We start from the raw sequence: 14773 nt of genomic DNA, 5'->3' as shown, positions 1-14773 counted from the left end.
GGCGCGGGCGCGGGCGCCGAGCGCCCGTGGGACCGGGGCCGCCGGCCCCGGGATGGCGCCCCGCGAGCCGTGGTCCGGTTCGCCCCGCGGCGGAGCCGCCCCGCACGGGCCCGCCAGGGCCCGAGGCCCCGGGAAGCCGCCGGCAGGCGCACGGTAGCGTGCGGCAGCATGACGCGTACCGCCCTCGTCGGGGTCACCACCCTCGTCGTTCTGGAGATACTGCGCCTCGCCGGAACCGCGTTCGGTGACGCGGCGACGGTGGGGCTGCCGCTGGTGGTCGCGTCGGCCGCGCTCGGGGCCGGGCCGGTGGCCTGGTGGTTGGGCCGGCGACGCGCGCTGCCCGCCGCGCTCGGCGCCCTCGCGGCGCTCCGGCTGCTGATCCAACTCCCGGCCCTCCGCAGCCTGTTCCTCGTCGCCCTGGCCACCGCCCTGGCCGTCGTCACGCTGCTGCTCGCCGCCCGCCGCGCCGGCGCCCGCAGGACCGGCCGGGCCGTCGCCCTCGCCGTCGCGGCCGACGTCGCGCTGCGGCTGCCGCTCGACCTCGTCGACCCGATCCGCCGTGGCGGACTCGTCGGCTGGACGGTCGCCCTGCTGCTCGTCGCCGCGCTCGGCTTCCTCGCCCGCGGGCTGTATCCGACGACGCCGTCCGCCGGCCCGCTCCGCCCGCCGGCCGAGACGGTCAGGGCGCTGGCCACCGCCGCCCCCTGGGGGCGGCCCGGCGGGCGGATCCCCGCCACCGCGCTGCTCGGCCCGGCCGTCGGCCTCTACGCCGCCCTGCTCGCCTCGCCCGGCTACCTCGCGGGACAGGCCGACCTCTCCACCCCCGTCGCCGGCCTGTGGACGGCCGTCGGCGCGCTGCTCGGCGTCGCCGTGCTGTCGCTGCCCACCGCCGCCCAGCCCGACTGGGCCGCGCCGGCGGTCCCCGTCGCGCTGGCCGTCGGCGTGCTCGGCCTGGTGTGGCTGCCGGCCTGGGCCGCCGTCCCCGCCGCGCTGCTCGCCGTGGCGGCGCTGCTCGCCGCGCTGCGCCGCGCGCTGCCGCTGACCCTGCCAGGACCCGTCTCCGCGCACGCCGCGGCGGCCGCGCTCGCCGCCACGCTCCTCGCGCTCCAGCACCGGCCGCCGTTCCCCCTCTGGCTGTTCCCCGTCCTGGCGGCCCTCGCCGTGGCCTGGGTCGCCAGCCGCGTGGTCCTCGTGCCGACGCCGCTGCCGCGCCCGTTCCTCCCCGTCGTCCTCGCCACCCTGCTGCTGGCCGCGCCGCCGCTGACCGGCGCGCTGCGCGCCGGCCCCGAGCCGCTGTCCACCGACACCGCGGGCGGCATGTACCGGCTGCTCAGCTGGAACGTCCACCAGGCCAGGGCGCGGGACGGCGAGCTCGACCCGGGGGCGGTGCTCGACGTGATCCGCGACTCCCGGGCCCAGGTCGTGCTCCTCCAGGAGGTGCCGCGCGGCCGCGTCGGATCCGGCGGGTTCGACCTCGTCGGCTGGCTGGAGCGCCGCCTCGACGTGACAGCCGTCTGGTCCCCCGAGCGCGACCGGCAGACCGGCAACGTCATCCTCACCAGCCTGCCGGTCCTCGACTCGGCCACCGGCGACCTCGCCAGCGACCGCTCCTACGCCGCCGCCGACCTCCGGCTCACCGACGGCGAGACGGCTCGCGTCGTCACCGCGCACGGCTCGCCGTTCGCCGACGTCTTCGAGCGGCTGCTCGACGTCACGGGCGACGGCACCCACACCGTGCTCGCCGGCGACCTCAACGCCCTCCCGGGATCTGCCGAGATCGAGGCGACGACGGCCGCCGGCCTGCACAGCGCGCAGGACCAGGCGCCGGACCCCGAGCTAAGGGACCGCGACACCGCCGTCGACCCGGACCGCCGCGTCGACTGGATCCTCGGCGCCCGCGACATCTCCTTCGGCGACTTCGGCGTCGAGGACACCGAAGCCTCCGACCACCTGCCGCTCACCGTCACCGTCTACCTGGACTGACCCGAGGGCACCGCGCGCGGGGCAGCCCCGGCGGCGGCCGCCGCCTGGTCCCGGGGCCGGCCCGGCAACAGCGGCACGGTGCACAGCACCACCACCAGCACCGCCGTGACCAGCCAGAAGACCCGGTGGAAGCCGGCGATCTGGTCGGGCGCCGTCTGCATGACGAGCGTGACGCAGGCGATGCCGAGCGCCGCGCCGAGCTGGTTCAGCATGTAGAGGACAGAACTGCCCTGCGCCACCAGCCGCGCCGGCAGCGCCCGGTACAGCGAGCCCATGGTCGGCGAGCTGTAGCAGCCCATGCCGAGCCCGAGGGCCAACGCGGCCAGCACGGGCCAGAGTTCGTGGGTACCCGCGTCGAACCGGGTGAACAGCAGAGCGCACGCCGCCGCCAGCAGCGCGCCCCCGGTGGCCAGGCCACGGGCGCCGACCCGGTCGGAGAGCCGCCCGGCGAGCGGCATGGCGACGGCGCCGCCGAGCCCCACCGGTGACATCAGCAGCCCGGCGGCCAACACCCCGTGCCCGTGGGCCTGTTGGTAGTAGAAGGGGAGCGCGAAGAACGCGGCGAAGTTGGCCAGGCCGCCCAGACCCATGATGGTGACGCTCGCGCTGAACCCGCGGTTGGCGAAGAGCCTGGGATCGACCAGGGGTGGGGTACGGCGCGCGTCGCGCTCCGCGCGCAGGGCGCGCGCCGCGTGCACCCCGTAGCCGGCGAGCAGCGACGCGCCGAGCGCGAGCGGCAGCAGCGCCTGCCAGGCGGCGACGGTGGACCGCTCGGCCGTCTGGGAGAGCGCGAGCACGACGGCGGCGAACCCCGGGCCGAGCAGTGCCAGCCCGACGACGTCGAGCCGGCCGCCAGGGGCGGGGGCGGACGCGCGGTCGGCCGGCAGCACCCGCACCGCGAGCAGCAGGGCGAGCAGCCCGAGCGGCGCGCTGAGCAGGAACATCCAACGCCAGGACAGGCCGCTCAGCACCGCGCCGCCGGCCACAGGACCGAGGACCGGGCCGAGCGAGAGCACCACGCCCATCAGCCCCATCACCCGACCCGCCCGGCGCGGCCCGGCGGCGCGGGCCAGCAGGATCAGCACCAGCGGGTCGAGGAGGCCGGCGCCGAAGCCCTGCAGGGTGCGGAAGGCGATCAGGCTGCCGACGTCCCAGGCCAGTCCTGCGGTGAGCGAGCCGGTCAGGAAGATCGCCAGGCCGACCAGCCAGAGGCGCCTGGCGCCGAAGCGGTCGACGGCCCAGGTGGTGAACGGGATGGTGGCCGTGACGGCCAACAGGAACCCGGTGGACGCCCAACCGACCGTGGCGAGCGAGGCGTCGAGGGAGCCGGCCAGGTCCTCGGTGGCCACGGCGGCCATCGTGCTGTTGAGGATGCCGAGCAGGCCGCCGAGCAGGACGACGCCGATCAGCGCGAGCAGGCGGGGATCGAGCCGGTCGTCGCCGGAATCATCTGAACTCATGAGTTCAACATAAAGGTCTTAGCGGTTCTCAATCAAGCTCACCAGATCAGTTAAATGAACCTGCTGGTTCAGTTGTGGGTGGGCGAGTAGGCTCCGGTACGTGATCCGAGACCTGCGCAACGTCCGGCCGCTCGGCGAACCAGCCGGCGAACCGTCCAGTGAGAGCACGCCGTTGAGCGAGGAGGAGGAACGGCGCGTGCGGGCCGTGCTCTTCCACGAGTTGGGCAACGCGATCGCCGACCGTGGCTGGGCCCGCTTCCCCGCCTACACGCCGGAGGAGCGCCGCCGGCTGGTCGAGGTCGCCGAGCGCCTCACGGCCCACTGGGGGCAGCGGGTGTTCGTCGAGGCCGAGGACCAGTGCGCCCTGCGGCTCCACCTCGCCGGGCACGCGTCAAGGCCGGCGGCCGCGTCGCCTCTCGGCGTGGAGTCCTGAGGTCGGTCAGCCGAGTCCGCCCGTGGCCCGCAGGTTCTGGCCCGTCAGCCATCTGCCGTCCGGGCCGGCGAGGAAGGCGACGACGTCCGCGACGTCCGCCGGCTGACCGAGGCGCCGCAGCGGCGTCAGCTCGACCAGGTACTCCAGGCCGCCCTCCGGGGCGACGCCGCGCAGCAGGTCGGTGTCGGTGGCGCCGGGCGAGACCGTGTTGACGGTGATCCCGCGCGGCCCCAACTCCATCGCGGCGACCGCCGTCAGCTGTTCCAGACCGCCCTTGCTCGCCGCGTAGAGCGCGATCCCGTGGGCGGGGCGCAGCGTGTTGAGGGTGGAGATGTTGACGATCCGGCCGTTGTCCCGCATGGTCCTCGCGGCGTGCCTGATGGTCAGGAACGGCGCCCGCAGGTTCGCGGTCATGGCCCGGTCGTAGGCGGCGTCGTCGAGGTCGGCGATCGGCGTCGGGGAGAAGGGGAGCACGGCGTTGTTGACGAGGATGTCGAGGCCCTCGCCGAGCGCCTCGGCGGTCCGCGTCAGCAGGTCGCGCACCTGGTCCTGGTCGGTGAAGTCCGCCCGGACGGCGTGCGCCTCGCCGCCCCCGGCCGTCACGCCGGCCACGACATCCTCGGCCGCCCGCGCGTCGTTGGCGTAGCTGAAGACCACCCGGGCCCCGTCCCTGGCCAGCCGCTCCACGACGGCGCGCCCGATGCCGCGCGAACCCCCGGTCACCAGGGCGGCCCTGCCGTCCAGCGCCCTCGGGGTCCCGGCGGCCTCCGCGGTTCCAGCGGCCTCCGCGGTTCCGTTGGCCTCCGCGGTGCCGGAAGTGTCGGAAGTCATGGGGTGAGCCTGCCCCGGCCCGGTTTCCGGCATCCCGCTCATTGACGTGACCGCGATGAGTGCGGTCGAATGCGGGGATGGATTGGGAGCGCTCCCATGGTGGGACGCCGTGGATCGGGTGACTCCCGCGAGCCCTGGAGGCGAGTCTTGAGCACGCTCCGCACGGCCGCCAGAACCCGAACCCGGACCCGGACGAGACTGGCCGCGCTGACGGCCGGCCTGCTGACCGCGCTCTCCCTGCCGCTGCTCTCGCCGGCCACGGCCACGGCCACGGCCACGGCCATGGCCACCGCCGCCGACCCGTCGGTCGCGGCCGACGCCCAGGCCGTCTCCACCTACGAGGCGGAGGACGGCACGCTGCGCGGCGTCAACGTCGCCTCCACCGCCCCCGGTTACTCCGGCACCGGCTATGTCGAGGGCTTCGACGTCGCCGAGGACGAGGTGGAGATCACCATTCAGGACAGCCCGGGCGGCCTCCACGAGCTGGGCGTCGTCTACCGCGCCCCCTACGGCCAGAAGAACGCCGTGCTGCTCCTCAACGGCGCCGGCCACGGCGAGGTGACCCTCACCCCCTCCGACACGTTCACCTCGGTCTCCGCCGGCCGGGTGCTGCTGGAGCCTGGCGACAACACCGTGACCGTCCGCAGCGGTTGGGGCTGGTACGAGATCGACGCCATCACCGTCTCGCCGGTGCCGCCGCGTCCGCCGCACCAGGTGACCGACGTGCCGGTGGACCCGGACGCCACGCCCGAGGCGCGCTCGCTGCTCAGCTATCTCGCCTCCCAGTACGGGGAGACCATCCTCAGCGGCCAGCAGAGCCTCGACGACATCGCCTGGATCGAGCAGAACATCGGCCGCACTCCGGCCGTCGCCGGCCTCGACCTGATCGACTACTCGCCGAGCCGGGTGGAGCGCGGCACCACCTCCCAGGAGGTGGAGAACGCCATCGCCTGGGACGCCCGCGGCGGCATCACCACCTTCGCCTGGCACTGGAACGCCCCCGCAGGACTGATCGACGAGCCGGGGCGCGAGTGGTGGCGCGGCTTCTACACGGACTCCACCACCTTCGACGTGGCGGCGGCGCTCGCCGACCCGTCGTCCGAGGAGTACGCGCTGCTGCTCCGCGACATCGACGCCATCGCCGTCCAGTTGGGCCGGCTCCAGGACGCCGGCATCCCCGTCCTGTGGCGGCCGCTGCACGAGGCCGAGGGCGGCTGGTTCTGGTGGGGCGCGAAGGGCCCAGAACCGGCCAAGGAGCTCTACCGGTTGATGTACGACCGGCTGACGAACACCCACGACCTGCACAACCTGATCTGGGTCTGGAACTCCGTCGACCCGGCCTGGTACCCGGGCGACGACGTGGTCGACATCGTCAGCGCCGACTCCTACCCGCCGGCCGGCGACCACGGGCCGGTGAGCGGCACCTACGAGCGTCTGGTCGACCTGGTCGACGACGCCAAGATCGTCGCGATGACGGAGAACAGCGGCATCCCCGACCCCGACCTGCTCGCCGCCTACGAGGCGGACTGGAGCTGGTTCGTCACCTGGAGCGGGGACTTCATCCGGGACGGCGTCACCAACTCCCGCGAGCACCTGCGGCACGTCTACGACCACGAACGGGTCATCACGCTCGACGAGTTGGGCGACTTCAGGGAACAGGGCGGCTGCGTGGCCGCGCACCGGGCGGTCTCCCGCTGGGGCACCGGCTACCAGGCCGAGGTGACCGTGACCAACACGGGCGCCACGCCGCTGACCCGCTGGCAGGTCTCCTGGCCGCTGGCCGCCGGCCAGACCCTCGGCACCGCGTGGAACGCCCGCGTGACGCCGGCCGGTTCGACGGCCCGCGCCACCCCGGCCGACTGGAACGCGACGCTCGCCCCAGGCGAGTCCACCACCTTCGGCTACCTGGGCGCCACCCCGTGGCCGGCCGCCACGTTGCTCGCGCCGAGCTGCGTGGCGACGACGCCGTAGGCGCGGCGTACCTCAGCGCCCGTCCGCGCCTCGGTTGAGCAGCGAGGCGCACCAGCGGAAGTGCCCGTCGCCGCCGTCCGTGGCGAACAGGTCGTACGTGGCGAGCGCGTAGGCCGCCTGGTAGAGCGCCAGCGTGGCCGGGCGGTGGCCGAGTTCGGCGGCGAACAGCCGGGTGAGCGTGGTGACATGCTCGTCGGCGTGTGGCCCGTACATGTCCCACACGGCCGCGGTGACCGCCGCCTCGAAGGCGGGGTCGCCGGCGGTGGTGAAGAACCCGAAGTCGAGGACGGCGGCGGGACGGCCGCCGTCATCGACAAGGACGTTGGGCGGCACGAGGTCCCCGTGGATGACGGTGACCGGGGTGTCCCCGAGCGCCGCGAGGGACCGAACGGCCCACCGGACGGTGCCGGAGAGGCCGGGGACATGGGCGGCGAGCAGGTCGCCGTGCCGGTCGGCGGCGCGTTCGACGAGGGCGGCGAGCGCGTCGGGGAAGCGGGTGTGGCCCCGCCACAGCGGGCGGTCGTCGCCCTGGACGGTGAGCCGGCGCATCGCCTCGCTGCCGGGGATCGCGGCGAGGCCGCTGAGCACCGTCAGCAGGGCGTCGGTCTCCTCGGATGCCAGGTGGCGACCCGCGGGTTCCGTCGCCGAGTCCGGCCGAAGCGGCGACCCGACCAGCTCGCGCTCGTAGGTGACGAGGACGCCCTCGTGTTCCTCGACGTCCAGGATCTCCGGCGTCGCGAAGGGCGGCCGGTGGCGGGCGATGTCCGCGTAGACCTCGCGGGTGAGCCGGAGGTCGGCCGGCGGCCTGCCGCTCCACACCTTGGCGACGAGGCCCTCGCCCAGCCGGTAGACGGCGCCCTCGACGCCGGCGGCCAGCGGCCGGGCGGCGGGGTGGCCCTGGCGGACGAAGTGCGCGATCCAGGCGGGGGTGTGCCCCTGGCGGTAGTCGACCACGAGGCCAGTCTGAGCCCTTCCGCCCTTACGCCGGGCCGAACGCTGGGCGTGACGAGTGGCCTTGGCACGATGGCATCCGCCGGGCTCGCGCCCGGGCTGCGGGGGTGCCTCGCGCACGGCCTCGGCCGCCGTGGACAGGCCCTCACCTGGGCCGGCTACTGACGGACAAGCTCTTACCTGAGCGATACTTCCTGGTCGGCCGTGATGGGGCAGGGGAGTTGAGGCCGGCGTCGGTTGGGTGAGCAGGTGATGAGGTCGAGGGTGCGGTAGCCGGTTGCTTGGACATACCAAGCGGCGTGTGCGTCGCCTCCCCGGTGGAGGACGCCCTCGACATGCGCGATCTTCGCCGCCAACCGCGCCGCCTCCCGCTCCTCCGCACTGGCGAACCCCGGCGCGGCGCGGGCCGTCTGCTCCTCGAACCAGGCGACGGCCGCGTCGGCATCGTGGAAGGTGGCGGCGACGGCGCTGGCCGGTCGTAGCAGCCAGTCGCTGATCAGCAGCGGTGTGCAGGGGTTGTTCGCGAACTCCACCGAGCCTGGCCGGCGTGGGCCTTCCCGGTCGTAGGTGCGGCGGTCTCCGGTCCAGCGGTAGGCGTGGAAGTGCGGCCGGGGCCGGCCCCCTTCCGGGGACCGGCCGTCGTGCGGGCTACTGGCGTCCACAGCCGTCGCCGTCTCCGCAGCCGCCGGAGTCGCCTTCGGTGGGCTCGTCGTCTCCCGGGTCAACACACACGTCGGTTACCGTTCCTCTCATCCCAAGGCGCGGGGGCTCTCCTCGCGCCGGTGGTGCAGCCGTTCCGGGCGGGGACGGCCAAATCCATCCGCCCGGAACGGACGACTCGCGAGACCTGACGGAGCGTCGAGGTCGTGCGGTAGGGCTCGTCATCTCGGTTCCGCAGAACGGCGGTTAGCTGCGGCGACCAGCGGACTGAGCGCGTCACAGAGGCTCACCAGCTCGACGTCCCGCAACTGGGCTGTCCAGTCCCGACCGCCTTCCAGCGGGCGTAGGCGAACGATCTCCGCCTGCCGGCCCACTACGCGTCCCACTGCGCGCCGCGCACGATCCCGGGCCATCGAGCCAACTGCCGGACCCTGGGGGTGACGGATCCCCGCCGCCACTCGATCGGCCGTTCGACTGACTTCTGCTTCGGTGTCCACAACGCCAGCCTGGCGCTACGGACGGTGGTGTCTCGATACCTCGCTGCTAATCTCATCGTGAGATGGCTTTGCATCCCAAGGCGACATGGGAGGGGTATGTCCTCGACGCTGATTCCCGTGGAACTGCCCGACTGGGCATGGCAACGACGTGGCATGCGGGAGGCGCTGAGTCGCCGTGACGTCGCGGGAGTCTTCAAGCTCGTTCAGCAATTCACCGGCGCCAGTCAGGCGCGGATCGCCACCGCCATCGGTATGACGCAGGCCCGAGTGAACGAGATCATCAACGGGCGGCGTGAAGTCGTCCGGCTCGACGTCTTCGAGCGAATCGCCGACGGGCTCGGGATGCCTGACGACGCCCGGCGCCTGCTGGGGCTCGCCCCCGCTCACAGCTCATACCGTGATGGCGCGGCCCGCGATCTGCTGGCCTTTCCCGAGGTTGTTTGCGTCTACCCCGGGCAGGCATCCGCCGCCGACGAGATCAGAAGGCTGGCACGGCTTGCCAGGGAGATCGACGTACTCGCAGTCAGAGGTCTCGGACTGATCGGACTGAACGACTCGCTTCTACGACCTTCCCTGGTCCGAGTTGACGGGCTGACGCCCACACTGCGCATTCTGCTCCTCGCGCCCAGCGCCCTGGCGATCCCCCAACGCGCGGGTGAAATCGGAGAGTCGGAGGAGTCACTGGCGAGCGGTGTTCAACTCACCGAAGCGGCGCTGAAGGGGCTTAGGGCGTCCTGTGACATTCAGGTCTATCGCTACCACATGTTGCCCACGTGGCGCGTGATTCGGATCGACTCGACGATGTTCGTCTCGGCATTCGACGTGGGTTGGGAGGGGCACGAGTCGGCAATGTGCGAGATCGCGGAGACTGTGAGTGGCCCGCTCTACCACGGCTTCAGGAGAATGTTCGAGGCGATACTTGCCGGCAGCGAGCGGACGATCTGACACAGGGGGACAGGGCGTGATCGAGGCTGAACTGAAGGCTCGCGTGTGTGCCCCTGAAGAGGTCGCGAGGCGGCTGGAACTCCATGGGGCGGGGCGCGTGGAACGGTACTGGGACACGTACTACGACGACGGTGACCGCACGCTCGGTGGGCGCGACCACGAGCTGCGCGTGCGAACCGTGGAGAACGCGAACGGCAGTCGGTCGGTGCTGACCTTCAAGGGGGCGGTGATCGATGCGGACTCCGGCTCCAAGTCCGAACACGAAACGGCGGTGGCCGAGGCCGAGGCGCTCCACGCGATCCTGAGGGAACTCGGTTATCAACCGTTCATCGCTTTCGAGAAGCAGTGCCGCAACTACGCATTCGAGGCGCGAGGGCGCCGGATGCTGGCAACGCTTGTGCGCGTGCCGGAGATCGAGGGCGACTACCTTGAACTGGAGACCCTGATCGAGGCGGAGGACGACCTTGAGGCCGCCCTCTCCGACCTTCGCGTGACCTTGGAAGAACTCGGGATCACCGAATCGGACCTGACGCGCGAGCTCTATACGGACGCGGTCGCCGCGCGACGGGACGGGGACATCTGAGACCCGACGAGTTCTTCCTCGTCATGGACGGCGAGTTGAGGTTCAAGCTGCGCGAGCCGGCGTGCGACGCGCGCGAGGACCTGCCGGCGCACATCCGCCCCACCACCGGGGTGCGGCTCGACGAGGCGGGCTAGCCGGCGGACGCCAGCAGGTCGCGGAGCAGCGCGTGGAAGTCCGCCGGGCGTTCGAGGGACGGGAGGTGGGCGACGTCCGGCCAGTCGACGCGGCGGGCGTCGGGGATGCCGGCGGTCACCGCGTCCGCCGCCGCGTGGATCGCCCGGAGGTCGAGGCCGCCGACCAGGACCAGGGTGGGGACCCGGATCTCGCCGAGCCGGTCGAGTGCCGGCGGGTCCAACTCGGTGGACGGCACGTCGTCCCAGTCGGCCGTCAGCTCGAAGGCGCGCCGCTGCATGGTGCGGACCAGGTCCCGGACCGCCGGATCCGCCTGCCGGCCGGGGCGGCCGACGCCGTCGACCCACCAGGTCACGTTGGCCTCGGCCGCGGCGGCCAGGTCGTCGCGGGCCAGCGCGGCCTTCTCGGCCTCGAAGAAGGCGCGCAGGTCGTCGGTCAGCTCCGGCATCAGCGAGCCACCGGGGGCGGCGAGCAGCAGGGAGGCGACGGACTCCGGCCTGGTCAGGGCGAGTTCGACGACCACCCCGGCGCCGTAGGAGGCGCCGACCAGGTGGCAGGGGCCGGTGACGTCGAGCTCGGCCAGCACGTCGAGCACGTCGTCCACCGGGGAGAGCGCGCCGGCCGGCCGGTCCGACGAGTCGCCGAAGCCGCGCAGGTCGAGGCGGATCGCGTCCCGCTCGGCGGTGAGCGCCGGCCAGATCGGGTCCCACATCCGGCGGTCGGCGACGCCCGCGTGCACCAGGACGACGGGCGGCCCGCCGGCGGGGCCCGCCCGGTCGTACGCGATGCCCGTGCGGGTGCGGGACGGCGGCTGTGCCACGTGAGGCTCCTGTCGGTAGGAAGACGACGCCCCAGCGAACACGGACCACGGCGCGGACGCAATCCGTTTACCGGCGACGCCGTTCCGCCCGGCGGAGCCGCCGGGCATGCTGGGACGATGGCCGACGAACCCTACGCACCTGCGAACATATCGGAACGGCCGACGGTCGCGGCGGAGCCGTCGGTGGTGGAGCCGACGCTCGAACCGCCGCGTCCGCCCAGGGGAGTTCTGCCGGCGCTCTGCCTGACGTCGATCACGAGTTGGGGCATCCTCTACTACGCCTTCCCCGTCCTGCTGCCCGACATCACGGCCGACACCGGCTGGTCGGGGAGCGCCTGCACCGCCGCGTTCTCCGCCGCGCTGCTGGTCTCGGCCGGCGTCGGGATACCCGTCGGCCGGCTGATCGACCGGCGCGGCCCGCGCGCCGTCATGACCTGCGGCTCGGTGCTCGGCGCGGTCGCGCTCATCGGGCTGGCCGCCGCGCCCAACCTGGCCCTCTTCACCGTGGCCTGGCTGGCGGTCGGGGTGTCCATGGCGGCGACGCTCTACCAGCCGGCGTTCGCCGCGGTGGCCCGCTGGTGGGGCCCGCGGCGGGTGCGGGCGCTGACCGCGATCACGCTGGCCGGCGGCCTGGCCTCCACCGTCTTCGCGCCGCTGACCGCCGCGCTCGCCGGTCCTTTCGGCTGGCGCGGCTCCTATCTGGTGCTGGCCGGCGTGCTCGCCGCCCTCACCGTGCTGCCGCACTGGCTGGCGCTGCGCGCCCCCTGGCCCGAGCCGCCGGAGGCGGGCGCCACCCACGCGGGTGGCGACAGCGTGACGCGCAGCCGCCCGTTCGTCCTGCTCGCCACCGCGCTGACCCTCTCCGGCTTCGTGGTCTTCGGCGGCGTCATCGCGCTCGTCCCGCTGCTGACCGAGCGCGGTCTCTCGGCGTCGACGGCCGCCTGGGCGCTGGGCCTCGGCGGCGCGGGCCAGACCCTGGGGCGCGCCCTGTACGCGGTGCTGGCGCGCCGCACGGGGACGGTGTCGCGGACCGTGGTGCTGCTCGCGCTCGGCGGGGTGACCACGTTGGCGCTCGGCCTGGTGCCCGGCCCCGCCTGGCTGTTGGTGGTGGTCGCGGTGCTGGCCGGGATGGTGCGCGGCAACGTGACGCTGCTCCAGGCGACGGCCGTGCCTGACCGGTGGGGGAGTGCCGCCTACGGGCGACTCTCGGCGCTGTTGGCGGCGCCGGTCACCGTGGTGGGGGCGCTGACGCCGTTCGCCACCGCGGCGTTGGCCGGGCCGCTCGGCGGCTACCCCCGACTCTTCGCGTGGCTCGCGGTGTTGTCCGTGCTGGCGACGGCGCTCGCGGTGGGGACGGGGGTCCGCGCCGCGCGGGGCGCCCGGCGAGAGTGAGGGGCGGGGGAAGCTCGCCGGCGCTCCGCGCGGATCCGGGTGCGGTCAGTCGACGGTCAGTCGGCGGTCGTCGAGGAGACCGCCGTGGCGGTCGTCGTCGCGATCCAGTCCTGGTGCGCGGCGACGGCCGGCAGCACGTCGGGCTCGGTGGCGCAGTCGTCGCCGACGCCGCGGCTCACGACGCCGACGACCTCCCAGCGGTCGTTGATCCACTGGAGGGCGGGCGATCCCGAGTCGCCGCCGCAGTAGCCGCTCTCCGGCTCGGAGCTGGTACAGAAGTCGCCGTCGCCGATGTCCCAGGCGCCGCCGACCACGCAGTCCTCGGCCGGGCTGACGACGCTGTCCAGCTGCTGGAGCCCGGTGGGCAGGGTGGTGGCGCCGTTGCTCTGGTAGCCCCAGCCGATCATGCGGAGGTCGGAGCCGACCTCGGGGACGTCCTCGGCGAGCACGGCCGTCGCCTGGTCGGTGACGGGCTCGGCGAGCCGCAGCAGGGCCAGGTCGCCGATCATCCGCTCGTGGTCGGCGAGGTAGTCGGGGTGGACGGCGACCTCGGTGACCTCCGACGTACTGCCGCCCGCCGTACGGTCGTTGGAGCCGACCCGGACGGTGAAGAGCGAGGCGTCGAGCACGTTCCCGGTGTCGCGGTCCGCGACGCAGTGCGCGGCGGTGAGTATCCACTGCTCGTCGACGAGCGCGCCGCCGCAGCGGAACCGGTACTCGCCGTTGTCCCGCAGCATGTCGATCGCCGTCATGAAGGAGTAGCTCTCGGTGGCGTCCCCGCCGCCGATGATCCGGGGCGTGGCGTCGTCGGCGTGGGCGCCGCCCTGGGCGACGAGCAGCGCCGCGGCGGCGAGGGCGGCGGTCAGCGTGGCGCGCAGCAGTCTCGGGTGTTTGCTCATGCGGGTGTTCTCCTCCTGCCGGTCCGGGTCTTGCGATCTCCGGGCCACAGCTTGGTGGAGCGGCACGAGCGGGGCGAGGGGTGCGGCGATCTTGCTAGCTAGATCACAAAGTGGTTTGCCACCGCGACCGTCCGTTTCCGGTGGAGATGAACGGGCGGGCGCCCAACGACGACAAAACGGCGCTGACGGCCCGGACGACTCCCCTCCGTGTCGTCCGAGCCGGCCAGCGCCGACGCTGTCCGGTGCCGCCGCCGCGGCGACCGGACGGGTTCCCGGGGCAACCGCGAATTCCCTCGAACCGCGGTCACCCCCGACGCGTCCGACCCTGGCGTCGCCCCCTCCGCGTCGCCTGGGCCACCTCGCGCCGGCTTCCGCCCGGCGGCTCCCCCGTTACCGCCGAGCATCACCCGGGAGTGAGACCGACCGCGCACCCCTGTGCGGTCGAACACTTATGAGCATGACAGTCAGCAATAAACAGGCGATAAACAAGAGCGGGGCGGGCCGTCGGGCCCGCCCCGCGGTGTCGAAGTGGGTTACTCGGTGGTGGCGGGGGACGTCGTACCCCAGTTGTCTCCGGCCTGTGCGGCCGTCGGCGCTGATGCCCCCTGCTCGACGGCCAGTGCGGGTGCCGCGACGCCGACGACACACGCCACCGTCGTGAAGCAGACGGCGAGGATCCTCTGAGTGCGAGTCATGCGGATTCTCCTAGTGGCTATTCGCCCTTGATTCGAATGTGCCCGGATTGGGCACACGAAGAACCGGCTGTAGCGGCGACGAGTCGCAGCTACAGCCGGTCGATTGGTGGTTGGCCGGCCTACTTCTGAGGCGTGTCGGCCGGATGGCTGGTGCCGTAGTTGTCCCCCAGCGGCTTCACCGGCGGCTTGGCGGCCGACGCGGCGGCCAGCGGCTTGACGGTCGGCTCGCTGGTCCCGTAGTTGTCGTCCTCGGTGTCGGCGGGCTCGCTGGTCCCGTAGTTGTCCCCCAGAGGCTTGACGGTGGTTCCCTGCGCGTCCTTGGTGGCCCGCTGCTTGTCGTTCTCGGTCACTGTGCAACTCCCGTTGTGATCATGAGCAGGCGCGGACCGTCCCCTGGCTCCCCCGTGGCCAACGGACGGCCCGGCCGGCAACCGTTGCCCCCGAATGTGGCGGTTGCTGCGCATGAGCCTCGCATGCCGAGATAAACGATCGATATATGAGGGTGCGTACGAGGTTTGAAG

14 protein-coding genes are annotated in these 14773 nt (G+C 73.2%); 6 read left to right on the top strand and 8 right to left on the bottom strand.

Features of this window, described 5'->3' with window-relative positions:
• The first annotated feature begins 168 nt into the window (after nt 1-168).
• Nucleotides 169-1983: an endonuclease/exonuclease/phosphatase family protein gene (locus ACYVPE_RS10215; RefSeq protein ID WP_461033146.1), complete on the top strand. Its 1815-nt coding sequence runs from the start codon at nt 169-171 to the stop codon at nt 1981-1983.
• Here the strand turns inward: ACYVPE_RS10215 and ACYVPE_RS10210 are convergent.
• Nucleotides 1971-3443, bottom strand: a complete 1473-nt coding sequence (locus ACYVPE_RS10210; protein WP_461033145.1) for a DHA2 family efflux MFS transporter permease subunit — start codon at nt 3441-3443, stop codon at nt 1971-1973. The genes ACYVPE_RS10215 and ACYVPE_RS10210 overlap by 13 nt on opposite strands.
• 100 nt (nt 3444-3543) lie before the next feature.
• Here ACYVPE_RS10210 and ACYVPE_RS10205 point away from each other — a divergent pair, with 100 nt between their 5' ends.
• A complete protein-coding gene (locus ACYVPE_RS10205; RefSeq protein WP_461033144.1) occupies nt 3544-3876 on the top strand; it encodes a hypothetical protein in 333 nt (110 codons plus the stop codon).
• Nucleotides 3877-3882: 6 nt separating this feature from the next.
• On the opposite strand, the gene ACYVPE_RS10200 is transcribed toward ACYVPE_RS10205, so the two are convergent.
• On the bottom strand, nt 3883-4707 hold the full coding sequence (locus tag ACYVPE_RS10200; protein ID WP_461033143.1) for an SDR family oxidoreductase: 825 nt from the start codon (nt 4705-4707) through the stop codon (nt 3883-3885).
• Between the two features lie 147 nt (nt 4708-4854).
• Here ACYVPE_RS10200 and ACYVPE_RS10195 point away from each other — a divergent pair, with 147 nt between their 5' ends.
• Complete coding sequence (locus tag ACYVPE_RS10195; RefSeq protein ID WP_461033142.1) at nt 4855-6678, top strand: glycosyl hydrolase; 1824 nt, start codon at nt 4855-4857, stop codon at nt 6676-6678.
• 12 nt (nt 6679-6690) lie between these two features.
• On the opposite strand, the gene ACYVPE_RS10190 is transcribed toward ACYVPE_RS10195, so the two are convergent.
• Nucleotides 6691-7632 carry a phosphotransferase family protein gene (locus ACYVPE_RS10190; RefSeq protein ID WP_461033141.1) on the bottom strand — a complete coding sequence of 314 codons (942 nt, stop codon included), beginning with the start codon at nt 7630-7632 and terminating at the stop codon, nt 6691-6693.
• Between the two features lie 173 nt (nt 7633-7805).
• Nucleotides 7806-8291, bottom strand: a complete 486-nt coding sequence (locus ACYVPE_RS10185) for a hypothetical protein (RefSeq protein ID WP_461033140.1) — start codon at nt 8289-8291, stop codon at nt 7806-7808.
• Between the two features lie 591 nt (nt 8292-8882).
• Between ACYVPE_RS10185 and ACYVPE_RS10180 the strand changes: the two genes are divergently transcribed.
• Both ACYVPE_RS10180 and cyaB read left to right on the top strand, forming a co-directional pair.
• Nucleotides 8883-9731, top strand: coding sequence for a helix-turn-helix domain-containing protein (locus ACYVPE_RS10180; protein WP_461033139.1), 849 nt, complete (start codon nt 8883-8885; stop codon nt 9729-9731).
• Between the two features lie 16 nt (nt 9732-9747).
• The gene (gene cyaB, locus ACYVPE_RS10175; protein WP_461033138.1) at nt 9748-10314 is read left to right on the top strand and encodes a class IV adenylate cyclase; all 567 of its coding nucleotides are present in this window, start codon (nt 9748-9750) and stop codon (nt 10312-10314) included.
• Between the two features lie 130 nt (nt 10315-10444).
• Here cyaB and ACYVPE_RS10170 read toward each other — a convergent pair whose 3' ends face one another.
• Nucleotides 10445-11266, bottom strand: coding sequence for an alpha/beta fold hydrolase (locus tag ACYVPE_RS10170; RefSeq protein ID WP_461033137.1), 822 nt, complete (start codon nt 11264-11266; stop codon nt 10445-10447).
• Between the two features lie 117 nt (nt 11267-11383).
• Here ACYVPE_RS10170 and ACYVPE_RS10165 point away from each other — a divergent pair, with 117 nt between their 5' ends.
• On the top strand, nt 11384-12658 hold the full coding sequence (locus ACYVPE_RS10165) for an MFS transporter (protein WP_461033136.1): 1275 nt from the start codon (nt 11384-11386) through the stop codon (nt 12656-12658).
• A 56-nt stretch (nt 12659-12714) separates the two neighbouring features.
• On the opposite strand, the gene ACYVPE_RS10160 is transcribed toward ACYVPE_RS10165, so the two are convergent.
• From ACYVPE_RS10160 to ACYVPE_RS10150, 3 genes are all read right to left on the bottom strand, one after another.
• Nucleotides 12715-13557 (bottom strand): S1 family peptidase, encoded by an 843-nt coding sequence (locus ACYVPE_RS10160; RefSeq protein ID WP_461033135.1) that lies wholly within the window; start codon nt 13555-13557, stop codon nt 12715-12717.
• Between the two features lie 533 nt (nt 13558-14090).
• A complete protein-coding gene (locus ACYVPE_RS10155; protein WP_461033134.1) occupies nt 14091-14252 on the bottom strand; it encodes a hypothetical protein in 162 nt (53 codons plus the stop codon).
• Nucleotides 14253-14371: 119 nt separating this feature from the next.
• Nucleotides 14372-14602, bottom strand: a complete 231-nt coding sequence (locus ACYVPE_RS10150; RefSeq protein ID WP_461033133.1) for a hypothetical protein — start codon at nt 14600-14602, stop codon at nt 14372-14374.
• Nucleotides 14603-14773 lie beyond the last annotated feature (171 nt).

The organism is Streptomyces mayteni (genome assembly GCF_054783955.1).
Note: the sequence above shows the minus strand (reverse complement) of the source record. Positions and strands in the feature narration are given on the sequence as shown.